This window comes from Microbacterium sp. NPDC060117, from assembly GCF_042729315.1.
Taxonomy (GTDB): domain Bacteria; phylum Actinomycetota; class Actinomycetes; order Actinomycetales; family Microbacteriaceae; genus Microbacterium.
Map to the genome: position 1 here is coordinate 589,539 of NZ_JBHWXR010000001.1, position 20,615 is coordinate 610,153.

Here is a 20,615-nt window from a genome sequence, read left to right on the forward strand (position 1 = left end):
ATCTGTCTCAGAGATGGAACTTCACCAGCTGCGCTACGTCCTCGCCGTCGTCGAGACGGGGTCCTTCACTGCGGCCGCGGCACGGGTGCGCGTCAGTCAATCCGGAGTGAGCACGCAGGTGCAGAAGCTCGAACGCGAGCTCGGCGTCGCCCTGTTCGACCGCACGTCGCGCCGCGTCGCCCTCACCCAGGAGGGCGAGCGTCTGCTGCCCGTGATCCGCACGGCACTCGAGGCGATCGGCGAGATCGGCGCCACGGCGGCCGACCTGCGCGGGCTGCTGCTCGGATCCCTCCGCGTCGGCACCGTGTTCGGCCTCACGTGGCCGCGGTTCTACGACGCGCTCGCCGAGCTCAGCGCCGCGCATCCCGGGCTCGAGCTGCGGCTGCGTGAGGACACCTCCGCACGACTGGTCGGCGCGGTCCGTCGTGGCGAGGTCGACCTCGCGCTCGTCGCCTGGGCCGAGCGCGCGCCGGACGACCTCGGGTCGGAGGTGGTGTTCGACGATCCGATGGTCGCCGTGGTGGCACCGTCGCACCCGTGGGCAGCGCGTCGCCGCATCCGCCCTGACGAGCTGATCGGCATGGACCTCATCGCACTCCCGGAGGGCACGGGCGACAGGGCGGCGCTGGACGCCCTGCTGGCCGGACGCCCCGGTGCGGGCGCCCCGCACTGGGAGGTGTCCACTCCCTCCGCCATCGAGAAGCTCGCGGTGCGCGGGCTCGGGGTCGGTGTCGTCAGCGCCGCGACCTGCCGGCGCTGGGAGGGCATCAGGGCGATCCCGATCGATGCACCGCACGTGCGCTCGCGACTGGGAGTGGTGTGGCGGGCGACGCCGACCCGCGCCGCACGCGCGCTCCTGGAGCTGCTGCGCGAGCAGGGCTGAGGCGAGGCGGCCCCGACACGGAGGCTCCGTGGGCGGGTCAGTTCAGGCCGTGCTCGAACGCGAACACGACCAGCTGCACGCGATCGCGCAGGGCGAGCTTGGCGAGGATGCGGCTGATGTGCGTCTTCACGGTGGCCTCGGAGAGGAACTCGCGGGCGGCGATCTCGGCGTTGGACAGGCCCCGCGCCGCCAGCGCGAAGATCTCCTTCTCGCGTTCGGTGAGGTCGTCGTAGCTCGGCGGCACCGGGGTCTGCACAGGCGCCGCGAAGTGCGCGAAGAGGTCGCGGGTGGCCGATGCCGCGATCACGCTGGATCCGGAATGCACCGTGCGGATCGCCGCGAGCAGGAACTCCGGATCCGCGTCCTTCAGCAGGAACCCGCTCGCCCCTTGACGGATCGCCCGCGCCGCCGCCTCGTCGAGGTCGAAGGTCGTGAGCATCACGATGCGGGGCGGATCCGCCTCCTCCAGGATGCGCGCGGTGGCGGTCAGCCCGTCCATGACGGGCATCCGGATGTCCATCATCACGACGTCGGGCCGCGTCGCGCGAACGACCTCGATGGCCTCCTGCCCGTCGCCCGCCTCGCCGACGACCTCGAGATCGGGCTGGGACGCGACGAGCATGCGTATCCCTGCGCGGAACAGCGCCTGATCGTCGACCAGCACGACCCGGATCATCCTGCCTCCTCGTTCCGCGCGATCGGATCCGCGCCTCGTGAAGAGTCTGTCATCCTCCGGATCGCGCCCGGGACGAGGATCAGACCACGCTCGGACCGATCGGCAGCACGGCGCGGACGATGAAGCCCTCCGCCTCGAGCTCCGCCGAGAGCGTCCCTCCGACCAGCTGCGCGCGCTCGCGCATGCCGATGAGGCCGTGTCCGCGCTCGGCATGCGCCTGTCGCGGTGTCGTCGGCACCGCGTTGCGGACCGTGATCTGCACGCTGTCGGCGTGCCACCCGAGCCAGACGTCGACGTCGCCGTCGCCGTGCCGGATCGCGTTGGTGAGCGCCTCCTGCAGGATGCGGTACACCGCCAGCTGGATGCCGGCGGGCGGCTCCCCCGGCGGCATCGGGTCGACGGTGACACGCGGCTCGATTCCGGCGGCTCGCACCTGGGCGTACAGCGTCTCGAGGTCGGCGAGCGTGGGCTGCGGCCCCTGCCCCTCGCTGTGCCGCAGCTGCGCGAGCAGCAGCCGCACATCGGAGAGGGCCGCCCGCGCGGTCTGCCCGATCGTGGTCAGCGCCGCGGTCGCCTGCGCCGGATCCGCGGCCGCGGCGTAGCGCGCGCCATCCGACTGCGCGATCACCACCGCGAGCGAGTGCGCGACCACGTCGTGCATGTCGCGGGCGATCCGCACCCGCTCCTGCTCCGCGACGGCGACCGCCTCGGCCCGCACCTGAGCGTCGCGCGTGCGGCGGCCGTGCAGCACGACCCGCCACAGCAGGCCGGCGCCCCAGGCCATCACGAGGGTGAGCACCGACACCGTGCCGAGGAGCACCGCGACCAGCGCCAGGCGCAGCCCGGTCTCGGTGTCCTGGATGAGGGCCCCCTCGTTGATCAGCGACATGTAGCCGCCCGCCAGGAGCCCGCCACCCAGGGCGGAGGCGCCGCCGATCCACAGGAGCCTCACCGATCCCCAGGCCGAGGTCGCGAACACCACGGCGAGGATCGCGAGGTTGTAGGCGCCCGGCGAGAAGCCGCACGCCATCTGCAGCAGCGCGCCGAACCACGCCACGATGAGGGCCAGCACCGGGGAGAGCCGACTGATCGCCGCCGCGCCCCACTGGATGACCGCGACCAGCAGCACGAGCACGATCGACACCGCGCCGTCCGGGATCCAGCGGCTCATCGTGCCCGCCTCGAACGTGTACGTGAGCGGCAGCGTGAGGAGCAGGCCGACGACGCTGCCCACGATGTCGAACACGAGCCAGAAGCGCGGGATGGGGCGGATCACCCCCTCACGGTACGCGACCGGATCCGGCGCGGTCATCCGCCGGGAGATGTATCCGCGGCACGCGCGTCCTCGGACCCCGCAGCGCTCGGCTCGCGGGCTCAGCGCCCTGCGGCGAGCGCGGCGATCGCGCGCCGGTCGGGCTTGCCCGACGCCAGCAGCGGGAGCTCGTCCAGCGGAATCAGCGTCGCGGGGCGCGCCGCCGGCCCGACCTCTGCGGCCACGCGTTCCCGCGCGGCGCTCAGCAGCCGCGCTCCGACCCCGGACGCCTCGAGCGGATCCGTCGACCCGGTCTCGCGCCGGCCGCCGACCACGATCGCGGATCCCTGACCCCAGCGATCGTCCGGGATCGCCACGACGACGGCGCCCTCGAGCCCGGGGACGGCGCGAACGGCGCGTTCGACCCGGTCCAGCGAGATGTTGATGCCGCCCGACACGATGACGTTGTCGACGCGGCCGGTCACCGCGATCCGGCCGCCGGAGACGTCACCGGCATCACCGGTCCGGTACCAGCGGGCGCCGGCCTCGTCCGCGACGAAGGTGCGCGCGGTCAGCCCGGGGTCGCCGAGATAGCCCTCGGCCAGGGTCGGACCGGCGATGCGCAGCTCGCCGTCGACGGACGAGACGCGCACCCCGTCCAGGGGGACCCCGTCGTAGACGCAGCCGCCCGCGGTCTCGCTGGATCCGTAGGTGCGCACGACGCGGGCGCCGAGATCCGCAGCGCGCTGACGCAGTGCCGGCGGCAGCGCCTGACCACCGAGGAGCAGCGCCTCGTACGAGGCGAGCGCGGCGCGCACGTCCCCGTCGCCCGCCGCGTCGAGGAGCGTCGCAAGCTGCGCGGGCACGAGCGAGGCGTACCTCGCCCCCGCCCGCATGCCGCGCGTCGCGGTCACGAACGCGGCCGGCGTGAACCGCCCCTCGATCAGTACGGGCGTCGTGCCCGCGAGATGCGAGCGCACGAGCACCTGCAGACCGGCGACGTAGCCGGCCGAGAGCGCGAGCATCCACTGCCCGGATCCGATCTGCCGCGCGGTCGCCTCCGCGCTCGCGCGCAGGGCTCCCGCGGAGAGCACGACCTTCTTCGGCACGCCCGTGGATCCGGACGTCGCGATGACGACCGCGGTGCCCTCGGCGACCTCGTCATCCGGACCCGGCGCGAATCCGAGCGCGAGCGGGGCAGCGCCGTCGAGCGCCGCCGGGACCGCCGCCCCGATCGCGCGCGGATCCGTCCCGTCAGCGGCCTGCAGTCTCACGGCCGGCCGGCCGTTCCACCCGGTTTCGAAGCGCGCAAATGACCCCATCCGCGGTGCGGATCGAGCCATTTGCGCGCTCTGAAACCGGAAGGCATGGTGCTCAGAAGTGCCAGGGGTACGGCGACCAGTCGGGTTCGCGCTTCTCGAGGAACGAGTCGCGACCCTCGACGGCCTCGTCCGTGCCGTACGCCAGGCGGGTGGCCTCGCCCGCGAACACCTGCTGCCCGACCAGCCCGTCGTCGACCGCGTTGAAGGCGAACTTCAGCATCCGGATCGCGGTGGGCGACTTGGTCAGGATCGTCCGCGCCATCGCGATCGCCTCGCGTTCGAGCTCGGCGTGCGGCACGATGCGGTTCACGGCGCCCGCCTGCATCGCGCGCTCGGCGGAGTACTCCTCGGCCAGGAAGAACACCTCGCGGGCGAACTTCTGCCCGGTCTGGCGGGCCATGTAGGCGGATCCGTAACCGGCGTCGAAGGATCCGACATCCGCGTCGGTCTGCTTGAACCGGCCGTGCTCAGCGCTCGCGATCGTCAGATCGCAGACCACGTGCAGCGAGTGCCCGCCGCCGGCAGCCCATCCCGGCACGACCGCGATGACGACCTTCGGCATGAACCGGATGAGCCGCTGCACCTCGAGGATGTGCAGCCGGCCGGACCTGGCCTGAGCCTCGGCCGGCACCGTCTCCTCGTCCTCGGAGTACTTGTAGCCGTCGCGACCGCGGATGCGCTGATCGCCGCCGGAGCAGAACGCCCACCCGCCGTCCTTCGGACTCGGGCCATTGCCGGTGAGCAGCACGACGCCGATCCGCGGGTTCTGACGCGCCTCATCGAGGGCCCGGTACAGTTCGTCGACCGTGTGCGGGCGGAAGGCGTTGCGCACCTCGGGGCGGTCGAACGCGATGCGGGCGATCCGCCCGTCGTTCGAGACGTGGGCCGTGATGTCGGTGTACTCCCCCGCGCCCGGAGCGAGCGTCCACTCAGCCGGATCGAACAGGTCGGAGACGAGCTTGTCAGTCACGGATCCAGCCTATTCCGGCTGACGTCCGCAGCCGACCCGCTCACGCCTGGCGAGAGAGGCCGAGCTTGCGGTAGGCGTCGAACAGCAGCCCGATGAGGATCCCGCCCAGCACGGCCGTGATCGAGATGTTCACGATCTGCACGATGTCCGCGGTGGGGGTGCTCGCCGCGCGCATCTGCGCCATCAGGCCGGGGTCGATCACGGCACCGCGCCAGATCAGCACGATCGCACCGAGCATCGCGACCAGGCTCGCCGCGATGCTCACGGCGGCGAGCAGCGCGTTCCACCGTCCGCGCACGGCGACCAGCGCCTCGACGACCAGCCCGATCACGAGCAGCCCGATCACGAGCAGCCCGAACCAGGCCAGCATGACCCAGGGCCAGAGACCGGGTGCCAGGACGTGGACGTGATCGTCGCCCCAGCCGATGGCGCGATCCCAGACCACGGAGCCGATCAGAGTCGCGGTCAGGACCGCCGTGCCGATCAGATCCGACATCCGCGCACCGAGGTTCACGGTGCGCGGCAGCTTGTCGGGAGTCCAGTCGAGCACCGTGTCCCCCGTGGATCCGAGGCGCTCCAGCGCGGCGAAGACGAGGGTCGTCCAGAACGCGACCTGGACGCCGGACATGAGGATCGCGGGGATCATCGCGCCGATCACGGCGCCGACGTCACCGCCGCCGAGCGCGCGGACCAGTCCGGCGATCACGGCGGCGACCGGTACGACGATCGCCAGCAGCAGGCGCAGCAGCCGCAGCCATGCGGCGTAGTAGCGGGGTCCGATCAGCACGAGCGGCCGCCCGGAGAGCGAGGCCGCGTAAGCGATCGGGTCGCCGAGTTCCGCGATCACGGCGTACTCCGCGGCCCCCGCTTCCTCGCCTGCGGCGATGCGGCCGTCGAGTTCGTCCGCGATCGACGCGCGCAGCTCGGCCGAGACCTCTGCACGATCGGCGGCGGGGACGGATCGCGCCACCGCGGTCACATACCGCTCGGCGAGAGTCGTGTCGGTGTCCATGATGTTCTCCTCCAGGAGGTCAGGGAAGATTCTTGGCGGCGGCGGCGATCGCCTGCACGTCGCGGGTGAGGGTGTCGGCCAGGCGGAGTCCGGCGTCCGAGGTGCGATAGAACTTGCGCGGCCGCGCTTCCTCGGTGTTCCACTCGCTGGTCAGGAAGCCCTGCTTCTCGAGGCGACGAAGCAGGGGGTAGAGCGTGTTGGAGTCGGTGGGGAAGCCCGCGGCGCTCAGCTGCTCGAGCAGACCGTAGCCGTACCCCGCCTCGCGCAGCAGGCGCAGGCTCGCGAGCACGACCGTGCCGCGCCGCAGCTCCTGCAGATGTCCGTCGAACTCATCTTCGCTCACGTCCATCACTATATTGTGCGCCGCACACTATTGTCAATGACACGATCCTGTTCATCGCACTCCCGTAGCGTGGAGGCATGACGATCGAGATCGGGCCCGTCGACCCCTTCGACGATGCGGCGGTGGACGCCTGGTGGACGGTCTACGCCGCCGCGCTGCGCGCCGATCGCGCCGACGACGCGGTGCTGTGGTCGCTCGAGGAGACCCGGCAGGAGCTGCAACAGGCTTCCGCCATGTTCGAACGGCACGTCTTCATCGCCCGGCTCGACGGCCGTCCCGTCGGCGCTGCCGGACTCGGTCTGCCGCTCAAGGACAACCTCCACCTCGCCGACATCGCGGTGTACGTCGCGCCCGAGGCGCGGAGGGCGGGCGTCGGATCCGCACTCCTCGCCGAGCTGGAGACACGTGCGATCGCGCGCTCCCGGCGGACGTTCCTGGCCGAGACGAGCTGGGCCGCCTCCGCACCCGCCGACGGAACCGGACATCCCGGCGTGGAGTTCGGCCGCAGGCACGGCTACGCGCTCGCCCTGGGCGACCGTGAGAGCGTGCTCGAACTGCCCGTCGCCGAGGACCTGCTCGATCGGCTGGCCGAGGGAGCACCCGACGACGGCTACGTGCTGCGCAGCTGGACCGGACCCGTGCCCGAGGACATCGTCACCGGATGGGCCGAGCTCTCCAGCTCGCTCGACACCGAGGCGCCCATGGGAGACCTCGACATCGAGGCCGCGACCCCCGATGTCGCGGAGATCCGTGAGAGCGAGGAGCTCGTGGCCGCGCAGGGCCGCACCTCGTTCTGCGTCGTGGCGCTCTCCTCCGAAGGAGAGGTCGCCGCCTACTCGCAGCTCGTCGTCTCGGGAGACGACAGCTCCGCGTACCAGTGGGGCACACTCGTGAGGCGGAAAGACCGCGGCCATCGCCTGGGCATGAGGGTGAAGCTGGAGAACCTGCGGCGGCTGCAGCAGGAGCTGCCGCGGACGCCGCGGGTCGTGACCTACAACGCCGAGTCGAACGAGCACATGCTGGCCGTCAACGTCGCCCTCGGGTTCCGCCCGTCCGGGCGCCTCGCCGAGCTGCAGAAGCGGATCGGCTGATCCGCTGCGACCCGTCGGCCGAGCCCGCCGCGGCGGAGTCGATCCGCGGGTGCATGATGGGGGCATGATCCCCGCCGCCGTGCCGCCGCTCGCCGAGATCCTCGATTCCGCGCGGGTGGTCGCGCTGCCGATGCATACGCGGTTCCGCGGGGTTGATGTCCGCGAGGCGCTGCTGTTCGAAGGTCCGGAGGGCTGGGCCGAGTTCTCGCCCTTCGTCGAGTACGGCGACGTCGAGGCATCCACCTGGCTCTCCGCCGCGATCGCGGACGCCTGGCATCCGCGTCCGGCCGCGGTGCGCCACGAGGTCCGGGTGAACGCGACGATCCCAGCCGTCCCGGCAGACCGGGTGGCCGACGTGCTCGCGCGCTTCGACGGCTGCCGCACGGCGAAGGTCAAGGTCGCCGAGACCGGGCAGAGCCTGGCCGACGACGTCGCACGGGTGCGTGCCGTGCGTGCGGAGATGGGGCCGGAGGGGCGGATCCGGATCGATGCGAACGCGGGCTGGAACGTCGACGAGGCCGAGCGCGCGATCCATGCCTTGGCCCCGTTCGACCTGGAGTATGCGGAGCAGCCCTGCGCGACCGTCGACGAGCTCGCCGAGCTGCGCGAGCGGATCCGCTACCTCGACATCCCGATCGCGGCGGACGAGAGCGTGCGCAGGGCGGAGGACCCGCTCGCGGTCGCCCGTGCGGGCGCGGCGGATCTGCTCGTCATCAAGGCGCAGCCGCTCGGCGGCATCGAACGCGCGCTGCGGATCGTCGCCGAGGCGGGGCTGCCCGTGGTCGTCTCGAGCGCACTGGACACCGCGGTCGGCCTGTCGCTCGGCGCCGCGCTGGCCGCAGCCCTGCCCACGCTCGAGCACGACTGCGGCCTCGGCACCGCGTCGCTGTTCGCGGACGACGTCGCGGACGCCCGCCCGCGGGGCGGCGTCGTCTCAGCCGCTCGGGTGACGCCGGATCCCGCCGCACTCGCACGCCTGGAGGCTCCCGCCGAGCGACGGGAGTGGTGGCTCGACCGGTTGACACGCTGCCACGGGCTGCTCGCCGCGGACGGTCGCTGAGGTCGGACGCGGTCCGGCCGGCGCAGTTCGGGGCGCACTCCGCCTGGTTTCAGGGCGCACTCGGCCGTTTTTGGGGCGCACTCTGCCGGTTTGGGGCGCGCCACGCCCGGAATCCGTGCTGTCACGCGCCCCAAAACGAGACCGCGCGCCCCAAAAACAAGAGCCCGCACCCCCAAAAGCCGCAGGCCCGCCGCCTCACCCGAGCAGCAGTGACACCATTCGGCCGAGCTCGACGCTGCCGGTGCGGCGGAGCTGGGCGTCGTCCTTGCCTGCCATCGCGCCGCGCACGGTCGTGCCCTCCCAGATGATCAACAGCATGCGCGCCGCGACCTCGGAGTCCACCCTCAGCGAGATCGTGCCGGTCGCGGCGATGTCGTCGATGATCCGGGCGATGCCGGCCACCATCTCCTGCTCCTGCTTGAGGTAGGCCTTGCCCCAGGCGTGATCCCGCAGGGCGCGGAGGCGGATCTCGCTGAGCAGCATGACGCCGAGGCGGTCGTCACTGCCAGTGTCCATGACCTGCTGCACGAGGGTGGTGGCGTCGCAGTCCTGGGCGAGCGCACCGGCCTCGTTCAGCTCCGTCACCCGCGCCCGAACGGCCGTCAGCCGTTCGGCCGAGACGGATCCGGCGAGCTCGAGGAACAGCTCGTCCTTCGACTCGAAGTTCGAGTAGAACGCCCCGCGCGTGAAGCCGGCGCGCTCGCACACGGCCTCGACGGTCGCACCGTCGAGGCCCTCTTCGGCGAACACCAGCGCCGCCGCCTCGAGCAGCCGCGCACGCGTGTTCTCCCGGCTCCTGGTCGCACTGCCGGTCATCCCGCACCTCCTGCGGACTCTGCGCCCGCGATTCACATCCCGCGCACAGACTATCCCGGCGCCGTCGTCCTACGATACAGAGACGTATCGAATACACGAGTGTATCGAACCCACCTGAACTCCCTCCGGAGGAAACCCGTGTCGACTCTCCTCTCCTCGCTCGGCCGCTGGTCGTTCCGGCACCCCTGGCGCGTGCTCGTGGCCTGGCTGCTGGTGCTGGGCATCGCCGGCGGCGCGGCGCTCGCCCTCGGCAAGGGCACGGACAACGCGTTCACGATCCCCGGCACCGAGTCGCAGGCGGGCCTGGAGCAGCTCGAGCGCACGTTCCCCCAGGTGAGCGGCACGAGCGCGCAGTTCATCGTCGTGGCGGCGGACGGGGACCACGTCACCGATGCGGACTACAAGGATCCGATCGAGCAGACCGTGCGCGACCTCGGGAAGGTCGACGGCGTGCTCGCCGCCACGAGCCCTTACGACGAGCATGTGACCGGCATGGTGTCAGACGACCGCTCCGCCGCGATCGTGCGCCTGCAATTCGACGGCCAGGCCTCCGACGTCTCGGCCGCCACCAAGGACACGCTGCGGACCGCCGTGAGCGACCTCGAGAAGGACCTGCCGCAGGGCTCGCACGCGGTGATCGGCGGCGACCTATTCTCGATGTCGATCCCCGCGATCTCGATCACCGAGGGCGTCGGGCTGGTGATCGCCCTGCTCGTGCTGATCGTGACGTTCCGCTCGTTCGTCGTCGCGGGCATGCCGCTGCTCACCGCCGTGCTGGGAGTGGGCGTCTCGATGGCCGCGATCTTCGCCGCCACCGCCTTCGCCTCGGTCTCCTCGACCACGCCGCTGCTCGCCCTCATGCTCGGACTCGCGGTCGGCATCGACTACGCGCTGTTCATCATGGCGCGACATCAGGATCAGGTGCGCGCGGGAGTGGACCCGGAGGAATCGGCGTCGCGGGCGACCGGCACGGCCGGATCCGCCGTCGTCTTCGCGGGCATCACCGTGCTGATCGCTCTCATCGGTCTCGGATTCGCCGGGATCCCGTTCCTCACCACGATGGGCATCGCGGCCGCGGTCGCGGTCATGATCGCCGTACTGATCGCCGTGACGCTGACGCCCGCCATCCTCGGCTTCCTCAAGGGCCGCGTGGCGGGCCGTCCCGCCAGGCCGCGTCGTGCCGAGAAGGGCGAGGGCGAGGCCGCCCCGCGCCGCCGGTTCTCGGAGCGCTGGGTGGGCGGCGTCACCCGGCACCCCGTGCTCGTGGCCGTCGCGATCGTCCTCGGGCTCGGCGTCGTCGCCGTCCCCGCCGCGAACCTCGCGCTCGCCCTGCCGAACTCCGGCGTGCAGCCGAAGGGATCCGAGGCCCGCGAGAACTACGACCTCACCGCCGAGCACTTCGGCCCCGGGTTCAACGGCCCGCTCATCCTCACCGGCACGATCGTGACCTCGACGGATCCGGTCGGACTCATGAAGGATCTGGGCGATGCGGTCGCGAAGCTCCCCGGCGTCGCCGAGATCGCCCTGGCGACTCCGAACCAGACTGCCGACACCGGCATCGTCCAAGTGATCCCCACCACCGCGCCGGACGCCCCCGCGACCGCCGATCTCGTGCGCGAGCTGCGCTCGCACCATGACGAGTGGCTCAAGAAGTTCGGCATCGACGTGAAGGTGACGGGCTTCACCGCCGTCGCGATCGACATCTCCGACCAGCTCGGCGCCGCGCTGCTGCCGTTCGGCATCTTCGTGATCGGCCTGTCGCTGGTGCTGCTGACGATCGTGTTCCGCTCGATCTGGGTGCCCATCACGGCGGCGCTCGGCTATCTGCTCTCGATCGTGGCCGCGTTCGGCGTGGTCTCCGCCGTCTTCGAATGGGGCTGGTTCGCCGACGCCCTGCACGTGGCGCGGGTCGGACCGATCATCAGCTTCATGCCGATCATCCTGATGGGCGTGCTGTTCGGCCTGGCCATGGACTACCAGGTTTTCCTCGTCTCCCGGATGCGCGAGGACTACGTGCACGATGCAGGCTCGCGCAGCGCCGATCGGGCCGAGCGCCGGGCCGCCGCACTGCGCGCGGTGCGCGGAGGCTTCGCCGGATCCGCGAAGGTCGTCACGGCCGCGGGCCTCATCATGTTCGCCGTGTTCGTGGCCTTCGTCCCGGAGGGCGACTCCTCGCTCAAGCCGATCGCCCTGGGCCTCGCCGCGGGCATCGCGATCGACGCCTTCCTCGTGCGGATGACCCTGATCCCCGCGCTCATGGCGATCCTCGGCGAGCGCGCGTGGGAGATCCCCGCCTGGCTCGAGCGGATCCTGCCGAGCGTCGACATCGAGGGCGAGGCCGTCGAGCGCGAGCGGCACCTGGCCGACTGGCCCGGAGACGACTCCGTGATCGCCGCAGACGGCGTGACCGTCGCGGGCGCGATCGACGGGCTCGACCTGCGTGTGCCCTCCGGATCCGCGCTCGTACTCACCGGCGCCGATGCGGCCGTGCGCCGCGCCACCGCGCTCGCCCTCTCCGCGCGCGTGCCTGCCGAGGGGCGCCTGCGCGTGGCGGGGCACCTGCTGCCGGGACGGGCCGCCTGGGTGCGCGCGCACGTCGGCTGCGTGATCGTGGAGGACGGCACCGCCGAGGGCGATCCGCTGCGCGAGCTGCGCGACGCCCTGCGCGGGCGCACCACGCTCGTCGTGATCGACGGCGCCGACCGCCTCACGCTCGCCCAGAGCGAGCAGGCCTCGGCCATGCTGCGCGACGCATCCCGCCGCGGCACCCTCGCCGTGCTCGCCACGGCCGACGACGCCTCCGCCGCCGCGCGGTTGCTGGCGGACGCCGGGTGGGCGGATCCGCAGACGAGGGACCTCGACCACCCGCCGGTTGCACCCGAACCGCCCGCCGACGCCGACGCGCCCACCACCGACCTCGACGAGGTGACCGCATGACCAACCGTCTGTCCGCACTGATCGAACGCGCCCGCTCGCACAAGCCGATCACCGCTCTCACGCTCATCGGCGTGCTGCTGCTGCCCGCCGTCCTCGGCGGCGTGCTCGTGGCCGCCCTCCAGGACCCCACGCAGCGCCTCGACACGATGACCGCCGCAATCGTGAACGACGACGAGCCGGTGACCGTGAACGGCCAGCTCGCCCCGCTCGGGCGTCAGCTCTCCGCCGGGCTCGTCGACGGCACCGGAAAGAAGGACGAGAACCTCACCTGGGTGATCTCCAACGAGAAGGACGCCGCCGCGGGCCTCAAGGACGGCACGTACCAGGCCGTCGTGCGGATCCCGAAGGACTTCTCCGCCGCCGCGGTCTCGGGCGGCAGCGCCGTGCAGGATCCGGCGAAGTCCGCCGAGAAGGCGACGATCTCCGTGACCACGGCCCCGCAGGCCCGCGCCGCGGACGGCCTCATCGCGAACCAGATCGCCGCGACCGCGGCGTCGACCATGGGCAGCGAGATCTCCAAGAACACCCTGCAGAACGTGCTCGTCGGCTTCGGCACGCTCGGCGATAAGATCGGCGAGGCGGCGGACGGCGCCGACAAGCTCGCCGCGGGTGCCTCGTCCGCCGCGACCGGGGCGGCTGCGCTCCCGGACGGCGCGACCAAGCTCGCCGACGGCGCAGGCCAGCTGGCCGATGGCGCATCGCAGCTGTCGAACGGCCTCGGCACGATCGCGAACGGCATCACCTCGGCCCAGACCGGCGCAAACCAGGCCGGGGCGGGACTCGCTCAGGGTGCGGATGCACTGCAGGCGCAGGGGCTCGTTCCGGGTGGGGTCAGTGGTCTCGCGAGCGCGACGGCGGCCAACGCAACGAAAGCCGCGGGCGACACACTAACGGTCGCGACGTCGCTGGGCGCACTTGTCGCAACCTGCTCGGATCCGGAGAAGGGTATACCGGCGGCGTTCTGCGATCAGGTCAAAGCCGCCGAAGGGCAGGCCGGTACCGCCGCGACGAGCGCCGGCACCGCCTCTGGTTATGCCGACGGAACCGTGACCGCCCTGAGCCAGTTCAATACCGCAGCCACTTCCACCCTCGCCAGCCAGTTCCGCGCCGCCGCGGACGGCGTCAATCAGCTCTCGGCGGGGCTCGGCCAGCTCGCCGACGGCACGTCGCAGAGCGCGACCGGCGCGGGCAACCTCGCCACCGGCGCCACCGGGCTGCAGACCGGGGCGACGCAGCTCGCCGACGGCGCATCCCAGCTCAGCACCGGCGTCGGATCCCTGGCGACCGGCACCTCGGGCCTCGCCTCGGGCCTGCATCAGGCAGCGAACTCGCTGCCGAAGCGCACCGACACCGAGGCGTCGTCGCTGGCGTCCGTCATCGCCGATCCGGTGAAGGCCGATACCTCGGGCGGGATGTTCGGTCCCACCGCGATCCCGCTGCTCGCGGCGGTCGTGCTGTGGTTCGGCAGCCTCGTGACGTTCCTCGTGATGCGGGCGTTCACCGCGCGCGCCCTCACCTCGCGCCGGGCCTCGGGCTCGCTCGCGCTGCGGGCGTTCGCCCCGGCGGCGGCGATCGGCGCCGCACAGGGCCTACTCGTGGCTCTCGTGGTCGAGATCGTCGCGAAGTATGACCCGTCGCGGTGGTGGGGCTTCGCGGGCGTCGCCGTGCTCGCCGGCATCGCGTTCGCCGCCGTGAACCAGGCGCTGGTCGCCGTGCTCGGCGGGATCGGGCGCTGGATCTCCGCGGTCGTCGGCGTGGCAGCGCTCGGCGCGGGGATCATCTCGACGCTGCCGGGGTGGCTCGCTACGATCGCCGGCTTCCTGCCGACGTCCTCCGCGGCGACCGCGCTACTGGGCGAGGACGGCGTCGGATCCGCGATCGCGGCGCTGCTGGTCTGGACCGTGCTCGCCCTGATCGCGACGACGCTGGCCGTCACGGCCCGACGCACGACCTCGGTCCGGGCGGTGCTGGCACCCGCGATCTGAGTTCGGAAGCGGCAGGCGCGACCCCACCTCGCCCGGGGTCGCGCCTGTCTTTCCGTTCAGGCGCTCACGCGGTGCGCGCGTCCTCCGGGGCGACGACCTTGGCGTCCTGCGCGGGGAAGAGCACCTTCTGGATGATGATGATCGCGCTCGCTGCGACCGGGATCGCCACCAGTGCACCGAGGATCCCGCCGAGCGCTCCGCCGCCGACGGCCGCGATCACGACCAGCGCACCGGGAACGGCCACGGCCTTGCTCATGATGCGCGGGCTGATGACGTAGGCCTCGATCTGCATGTAGACGAGGTAGTACGCGAAGGCGATCAACGCCGTCACGGGCGAGACGAACAGGCAGATGAGCGAGTTGATGATGGATCCGGACAGCGTGCCCACGAGCGGGATCAACGAGCCGATGAAGGCGATCAGCGCGAGCAGCGCGGGCAGCGGGGCTCCGATGATTGTGAGGAAGATCAGACTCAGCACGCCGTTGATGAGGGCCAGGCTGGCCTGGCCGATCACGTAGCGGCCGACCGCACCCGACACGTCCTCGACGATCTCCGTGAACCGCGGGCGGCGGTACGCGGGCACGAATCGGGCAGCGGTGCGCTTCATCGTGCGCAGCGATCCCATGAAGTAGAGCGTCAGGATCAGCACGATCGTGAAACCCGTGAACCCACCGGCGATGCCGGCGCCGACCGCGAGCACTCCGCCGCCGATCTTGGTGAGATTGCCCGGATCCTTGAAGAACGTGGCGATCCCGTCCACGGCCTGGCTGAACGAGTCGCCGTACTGGGCGGCGAGCTGCCGGTACCAGGCGCTGTGCAGCATGTCGTCGATCATCTTCGGCCCGGTCTCGACGAGATGGGCGATCTGCTGCACCACGATCGGCACGATCGCCAGCAGGATGCCGGCGAAGGCCAGCACCACGACGATCACGACGATCGCCACCGCCGCTCCCCGCGGCAGCTTCCGTTCGATCAGGCGCACGATCGGGTCGAGTCCGAGTGCGAGGAACAGCGCGATCCCGATGTAGACGAGCACCGTCGACAGCTGTCCGACGATCGCGCCGATGAGCAGCGCGACCAGAACGCCGAGCGCGCCGACCAGGCCGAACGTGAACGGCTCGATCCGCACGCCGCCGGCTGAGGGGCCGGGCTCCCCCGTGATGATCGTCACCTGGCGTCTGCGCATGATGCCCCCTCCGTCATGATCGTGCTTCTCGTCGAGCGTATGTCACCGGATCCCGAGAACGCGAAGACCACCGTCGGCGCGGATCCGTCAGGCGCTCGCGGTGCGGATCCTGACCTCGCGCTCCATGCGCTTCTCGTGCCTCTGCCGCCCCTTGATTGCCTCGGCCTCGCGGGTCTTCGGCGGGGCGTTGGTGACGAGCTGGTCGAGCATGCGGCGGGTCGCCAGCGCGATCTCGTCGATCGCCTGCTCGAAGGCGGGGGTGTTCGCGCGCGACGGATGCGTGGATCCGCTCACCTTGCGGACGAACTGGAGCGCCGCCTCACGGACCTCGTCATCGTTGGTCGGCGGCTCGAAGTTGTGGAGGCATCGAATGTTCCGGCACATGCCGTGACGATAACCCGGATCCGCGATTCAGGAAACGGCGGCGAGTGCGAGGACGGCCGCGCCCACCGTGGCCACGGCGGCGACGAGGCCCCAGAGCGCGAAGCGCCCCCACGAGATCGACACCCCGAGTGCGGTGACGCGGTGGTGCCACAACAGGATCGCGAGCGACGCCCACGGCGTCACCAGCGGACCGAGGTTGACGCCGATGAGAAGCGCCATCAGAGCGACCGGATCATGGGCGGCGATCGGCTCGAGCACGAGGTACGCGGGAAGGTTGTCGATGCCGTTGGCCGTGAGCGCCCCGATGCCCGAGACGCGCAGGAGCTCCAGGAGACCGTGTCCGCCCGCGGCGAGCGGCGAGAGGAGTGCGGCGAGCCCCCGCACATGGGCTGCTTCGACGATCACGAAGAGGGCCGCCGCGAGACCGAGCGCCTGCCACGGCACCAGCGAGAGGCGCAGCACGCGGCGCCGGCGGAACGCGAACAGCACGATCAGGATCAGGGCGGCGGCGGCAGCGGGGATCCACACGTCCCGCACGAGCGCGAGCAGCGGCAGCAGCGCGACGAGCACGACGGCCGCGACGAGGAACAGCACACGGTCGGAGGGCTCCGCCCGCACCGGTGACGAGTACCGCCCGAACAGCGTGCGCCGGTGTGCGAGGGTGAGGATCACGACGGGAACGAGCACACCCGCGAGTGCGGGCGCCCAGCTCAGCGCGAGGAAGGCGAGCGGATCCGAGCCCATGATCGGCGCGGCGAGCAGATTCGTCAGGTTCGACACCGGCAGCAGCAGCGACGCGGTGTTGGCGAGCCAGACCGTCGCGAGCGCGAAGGGCAGCGGAGAGACGCCCACGCCCTGTGCGAGGAGCACGACGACGGGTGTGACGATCACCGCGGTCGTGTCGAGCGACAGGAAGATCGTGCTGACCACGGCGAGGAGGATCACTGCGCCCCAGAGCGCGATCACCCTGCCACGCCCCCAGCGGGCCAGGTGCTGCGCGATCACGTCGAACACGGCCGCATCCCGCGCGAGTTCGGCGACGATCGTGATCGCGATCACGAAGCCGAGCACAGGAGCCGTGCGGCCGGCCAGCGCGCCCGCGTCGGCGAGCGGCAGGATTCCGCTGATCACCACGCCCGCGGCGACGAGTGCCAGAGCGATCACGGCGAGCGCGCCGGGGCGCCGCCAGGCCTGCCGCGCGCTCATCGCCGAGCGCCCGAGGTCGCGCCGATCAGCTCAGGCCCGAGTAGACGTGCAGGCCCTTGAAGAACAGGTTCACGATGGTGAAGTTGAACAGCACCGCGGCGAAGCCGACGATCGAGAGCCAAGCCGAGCGGGATCCGCGCCAGCCGCGCGTCGCGCGGGCGTGGATGTAGCCCGCGTAGAGCACCCAGATGATGAACGTCCAGGTCTCCTTGGTGTCGAAGCCCCAGTACCGGCCCCAGGCGTCGTTGGCCCAGATGGATCCGGCGATCAGCGTGAACGTCCACAGGATGAATCCGACGGTCGCGAACCGGTAGGCGAGGCTCTCGAGCCGATCGGCCGTCGGCAGCGTCGCCAGGAAGCGGGGGCCCGGCTTGGGCGCCTCGGCCACGATGCGGGACTCCCGGCGCGCCTGCATGAGCTGGAACACGCTGAGCGCGAAGGCCAGCGCGAAGAACGCCGTGCCGAGCGACGCCACGAACACGTGGATCACCAGCCAGACGCTCTTCAGCGGATCCGCCAGCGGCACGACCTCGACGTAGAAGCCCGTGGCGGCGCCGCCGAGCAGCACCACGACCAGGCCGACGATGAAGGTGCCGAGATACTTCAGGTCGAACCAGATGTTGACCGCGATGTACACCGCGATGATCAGCAGTGTTCCCGTCATTGAGAACTCGTACATGTTCGACCACGGCACCCGGCCCGCGGCGATGCCGCGCAGCACGACGCCGGCGAGGTGGAACAGGAAGCCGAGCGTGGTCAGCGCGGTGCCGATCCGCGCCATGACGAACCGCTGCGGGGCAGCTGACCCCGTCCCGGTCCCGGCGAGGTCCCCGGCGCCCCGCGACGACGATGCGCCCACGGTCGCGCCGACGAGTTCGCGCTCGGGCACGGCGGCCTTGGCGTCGGCGGCGACCTGCGAGCGCTTGGCGAGGTCGAACGCGTAGGCGATGAAGGCGGCGGCGTAGATCGCGACGGCGGTCCAGATCGTCAGGATCGACATCGAGTCGAAGTTCATGGCCTCCATCGTACGTGGCGCACCAATGACTCAGGTGAGACTCGGAGCCCGCCCCCAGGGCGCTCACGGCTCCGCCGCAGGTGCGTGCGGCAACGACTCCGTGCCGCTACTGCCCGTCGGCTCGCAGCATCACGGTGATCCGGCCGATTCCGCCGGCCGGCGCGTACCAGGCGTGCAGGTACCGCTGCGCTCCGAGGCGCCACAGGTCACCGTCCCTGGACTCCTTCTCCGGGGCGCCCAGCACGCCGCGCGCCTGATCGCGCGTGCTCGACGCGGTGAGCCCCGGCACCAGCCGCTCCGGATGCGGATACGGCGCCCAGCCGGTCTCGGGCTGCAGCCGCACCACGATCTTGCAGAGCTCGTCGTCGCCGAAGGACATCATCGCGCCGGCGTGCCAGTACTCGAGGGTCAGCCAGGCCTTCTTCAGAGCCCCACCCTTGGGAGCCAGTCGGCTCTCGCCGAGGTCGCCGAAGAGCGACTGCGCCGCGACGACCTCGGGTGCCTCGGGGCCGCCACCCAGAGCCGTGAAGAGCGTCTCGACGACCGCTCCGGGTTCGTCGTGCGAGCCGCCGACAGCGGGAAGCGATTCCGCGGAGTCATCGCCCCGGTCGGCCTCGATACGCGCGTCGAGTTCGGAGCGCAGCTCATCCGCCAGGCCCCGCGCCTTCTCCGCCTGCTGGGCGAAGAAGTCCGCCTCGGGATCCTGCTCGTCCTCGTCCCTGGGCTCGACGTCCGCGTACTCCAACGTGAACGAGCGCAGCACCCGCAGCACCGCGTCGCTGACCACGAGCTCCGTGCCGTCCTCGAGGGCGACGTCGTCGCCGGCCGTGACGGATCCGGTCGGGATCAGCCGCAACCAGGAGGACGGGAGCCGGTGCCGCGCGGCGAGCTCGTACTGCGGTCCCTCCGACACCCGGGCCGGGTCCAGCTCGAATCCGGTGGCGCCGGACTCGCGGAGTGCGTCAGCGAGTCGTTCGGTCACGAACCAGAACGGCACGGTGGTGACGATGTCGTCACCCATCCAGCCGTCGAAGACCAGGTGAGCGGGCCCGGCGTCGGCGGCCCTCCGGGCCGTGTCGCGGACGGTGTCGGGACCGAGGGATCCAGGGACCTCTGCGTCGACGTAGTAGTACATCTCTCACCTCACCGGCGGGTCGAAAAGGTCGCCGAAGGCGTCATCGATCAGGGTAGCGTAATCGAGCATCTCGGCCTTGGTCGGCGGGTGCCCCAACCGCTCGTAGTGCGCGTAGAACTGATTCCACATCTTCCGGATCGCGCTCAGGTGCACGTCGCGGTTGATGCCGTCGGGGATGCCGCGGAGGTTCTCGGGCGAGTTCATCTGACCCGGGGTGATGCCGGCCTCCGGATAGTTGCGCATCGTGTTCTGCTCGACCGCGTGATGCACCCAGTCGGAGGGATCCGCGGAGGGATTCTCGCCGAAGAAGTTCCCGCGGTAGTCGTTGCTGTCGGCGTGCCCGAAGCTCGCGGGCCGGCGGACGTCGACGTCCGGGGTGCGCACGCCGTCCGCGTCGACGTGCGCGTTCGGGCGGTCGACGTTCGGACGGTCGACGTGATGCCCGCGCTGCTGGTGGGCGAGCACTCGATCGCGCTCCCTCGTCTCCTGCACGATGTCCAGGAGTGTCTGCCGCTGCCGGCGGGACCGGGTGTGCATCGACGAGGCGAACCTGTCACCCGCTTCCTTGAGGGCCTCGACGACATCGTCGCCGAGCTTGCGCATCGCGTGGGACATGTCAGCCTGCCGTGAAGATGTCGAGCGCAGAGATCTGCGCGATGAAGTCGTGACCCAGCCGCTCCTGGTCGTTCGCGGTGCGGTTCAGATCGCCGGCGGTCCGCTCCAGGGCGTCGAGGTCGGCCTTGTACTCGGCGACGTCTCCCATCGCGCCTTCCACGAGCGGGGCGTCCAGGATCGCGGTGGCCAGCGAGGAGGCCACGTTCGTGAGCGGGTCGGTGACGAGCTCCAGGAGCTTGCCTGCCAGCTCTCCGACGGCCAGATCGGTCGCGATGTCGAGCGCCTTCTTGCGCAGGGCGATGATGCCGGCGTTCACGGCGGCGCTCGCGCCGAGCGTGACGACGGCGGTGGCGGCGGCCTCGGCGATCTGCGCCGCGGTGATGGTGAGTTCGGCGATCACCTTGATCTTCAGCGCGACGACCGCATCCGCGAAGATCTCGATCCCCTGCGCCGCCGGATCCAGCAGGCCCACGAGCTGGTTCATGTGCGACTCGCGGGTGGTGTTCCATGCGCTGACATAGCTCTGCGCGGTCTGGGCGGAGAGGGCACCGGTGACGTCATCGCTGATGTAGCGGTGCGCCTCCTCGATCGATCCCTCCAGATCGGTCTTGAACTGGCGCACGATCGCGGCGGCCCGCCGGATCTCGTCCTCGTCCAGCTGCGGCCACTCATAGCCGAGCATGTCGAGCACCCATGCGAGCTCGCCCGGAATGTTCATCGCCATGCG

At 71.2% G+C, this 20,615-nt stretch carries 19 protein-coding genes; 5 read left to right on the forward strand and 14 right to left on the reverse strand.

All coding sequences use genetic code 11. The features are described 5' to 3' along the window. The first annotated feature begins 13 nt into the window (after positions 1 to 13). Entirely contained in the window at positions 14 to 883 is an 870-nt protein-coding gene (locus ACFWCK_RS02620; RefSeq protein WP_378804404.1) for a LysR family transcriptional regulator, read from the forward strand. Positions 884 to 920: 37 nt separating this feature from the next. On the opposite strand, the gene ACFWCK_RS02625 is transcribed toward ACFWCK_RS02620, so the two are convergent. From ACFWCK_RS02625 to ACFWCK_RS02650, 6 genes are all read right to left on the reverse strand, one after another. Beyond that, positions 921 to 1,559 (reverse strand): response regulator transcription factor, encoded by a 639-nt coding sequence (locus ACFWCK_RS02625; protein ID WP_233310292.1) that lies wholly within the window; start codon positions 1,557 to 1,559, stop codon positions 921 to 923. Positions 1,560 to 1,638: 79 nt separating this feature from the next. Then, positions 1,639 to 2,835 (reverse strand): sensor histidine kinase, encoded by a 1,197-nt coding sequence (locus tag ACFWCK_RS02630; RefSeq protein WP_378804405.1) that lies wholly within the window; start codon positions 2,833 to 2,835, stop codon positions 1,639 to 1,641. A gap of 98 nt (positions 2,836 to 2,933) precedes the next feature. Further along, positions 2,934 to 4,085, reverse strand: coding sequence for an AMP-binding protein (locus ACFWCK_RS02635; protein WP_378804407.1), 1,152 nt, complete (start codon positions 4,083 to 4,085; stop codon positions 2,934 to 2,936). 100 nt (positions 4,086 to 4,185) lie between these two features. After that, positions 4,186 to 5,103: a 1,4-dihydroxy-2-naphthoyl-CoA synthase gene (locus ACFWCK_RS02640; RefSeq protein WP_378804408.1), complete on the reverse strand. Its 918-nt coding sequence runs from the start codon at positions 5,101 to 5,103 to the stop codon at positions 4,186 to 4,188. Positions 5,104 to 5,143: 40 nt separating this feature from the next. Beyond that, positions 5,144 to 6,115: a hypothetical protein gene (locus ACFWCK_RS02645; protein WP_378804409.1), complete on the reverse strand. Its 972-nt coding sequence runs from the start codon at positions 6,113 to 6,115 to the stop codon at positions 5,144 to 5,146. A gap of 19 nt (positions 6,116 to 6,134) precedes the next feature. Further along, positions 6,135 to 6,458, reverse strand: coding sequence for a PadR family transcriptional regulator (locus ACFWCK_RS02650; RefSeq protein WP_378804411.1), 324 nt, complete (start codon positions 6,456 to 6,458; stop codon positions 6,135 to 6,137). Between the two features lie 77 nt (positions 6,459 to 6,535). Between ACFWCK_RS02650 and ACFWCK_RS02655 the strand changes: the two genes are divergently transcribed. After that, positions 6,536 to 7,549 carry a GNAT family N-acetyltransferase gene (locus ACFWCK_RS02655; protein WP_378804412.1) on the forward strand — a complete coding sequence of 338 codons (1,014 nt, stop codon included), beginning with the start codon at positions 6,536 to 6,538 and terminating at the stop codon, positions 7,547 to 7,549. A gap of 64 nt (positions 7,550 to 7,613) precedes the next feature. Further along, entirely contained in the window at positions 7,614 to 8,609 is a 996-nt protein-coding gene (locus tag ACFWCK_RS02660; protein ID WP_378804413.1) for an o-succinylbenzoate synthase, read from the forward strand. Positions 8,610 to 8,804: 195 nt separating this feature from the next. Here ACFWCK_RS02660 and ACFWCK_RS02665 read toward each other — a convergent pair whose 3' ends face one another. Then, positions 8,805 to 9,425, reverse strand: a complete 621-nt coding sequence (locus tag ACFWCK_RS02665) for a TetR/AcrR family transcriptional regulator (RefSeq protein ID WP_378804414.1) — start codon at positions 9,423 to 9,425, stop codon at positions 8,805 to 8,807. A gap of 138 nt (positions 9,426 to 9,563) precedes the next feature. On the opposite strand from ACFWCK_RS02665, the gene ACFWCK_RS02670 reads away from it, so the two are divergent. Continuing rightward, positions 9,564 to 12,362 carry an MMPL family transporter gene (locus ACFWCK_RS02670; RefSeq protein ID WP_378804415.1) on the forward strand — a complete coding sequence of 933 codons (2,799 nt, stop codon included), beginning with the start codon at positions 9,564 to 9,566 and terminating at the stop codon, positions 12,360 to 12,362. Then, a complete protein-coding gene (locus ACFWCK_RS02675) occupies positions 12,359 to 14,347 on the forward strand; it encodes a YhgE/Pip family protein (RefSeq protein ID WP_378804416.1) in 1,989 nt (662 codons plus the stop codon). Before ACFWCK_RS02670 ends, ACFWCK_RS02675 begins: the two co-directional genes overlap by 4 nt. 64 nt (positions 14,348 to 14,411) lie before the next feature. Here the strand turns inward: ACFWCK_RS02675 and ACFWCK_RS02680 are convergent, their stop codons facing one another. The 7 genes from ACFWCK_RS02680 to ACFWCK_RS02710 form a co-directional block, all read right to left on the reverse strand. Next, positions 14,412 to 15,533 carry an AI-2E family transporter gene (locus ACFWCK_RS02680; protein WP_233310276.1) on the reverse strand — a complete coding sequence of 374 codons (1,122 nt, stop codon included), beginning with the start codon at positions 15,531 to 15,533 and terminating at the stop codon, positions 14,412 to 14,414. Between the two features lie 87 nt (positions 15,534 to 15,620). After that, a complete protein-coding gene (locus tag ACFWCK_RS02685) occupies positions 15,621 to 15,917 on the reverse strand; it encodes a DUF2277 domain-containing protein (RefSeq protein ID WP_233310275.1) in 297 nt (98 codons plus the stop codon). A gap of 27 nt (positions 15,918 to 15,944) precedes the next feature. Next, positions 15,945 to 17,123 carry an SLC13 family permease gene (locus tag ACFWCK_RS02690; RefSeq protein WP_378804418.1) on the reverse strand — a complete coding sequence of 393 codons (1,179 nt, stop codon included), beginning with the start codon at positions 17,121 to 17,123 and terminating at the stop codon, positions 15,945 to 15,947. A 25-nt stretch (positions 17,124 to 17,148) separates the two neighbouring features. Continuing rightward, positions 17,149 to 18,138, reverse strand: coding sequence for a c-type cytochrome biogenesis protein CcsB (gene ccsB / locus ACFWCK_RS02695; protein ID WP_378804419.1), 990 nt, complete (start codon positions 18,136 to 18,138; stop codon positions 17,149 to 17,151). Between the two features lie 106 nt (positions 18,139 to 18,244). Then, positions 18,245 to 19,273 carry a hypothetical protein gene (locus ACFWCK_RS02700; protein WP_378804420.1) on the reverse strand — a complete coding sequence of 343 codons (1,029 nt, stop codon included), beginning with the start codon at positions 19,271 to 19,273 and terminating at the stop codon, positions 18,245 to 18,247. A gap of 3 nt (positions 19,274 to 19,276) precedes the next feature. Then, a complete protein-coding gene (locus tag ACFWCK_RS02705) occupies positions 19,277 to 19,888 on the reverse strand; it encodes a hypothetical protein (RefSeq protein WP_233310269.1) in 612 nt (203 codons plus the stop codon). 1 nt (position 19,889) lies between these two features. Then, positions 19,890 to 20,612: a hypothetical protein gene (locus ACFWCK_RS02710; RefSeq protein WP_233310268.1), complete on the reverse strand. Its 723-nt coding sequence runs from the start codon at positions 20,610 to 20,612 to the stop codon at positions 19,890 to 19,892. Positions 20,613 to 20,615: the final 3 nt, after the last annotated feature.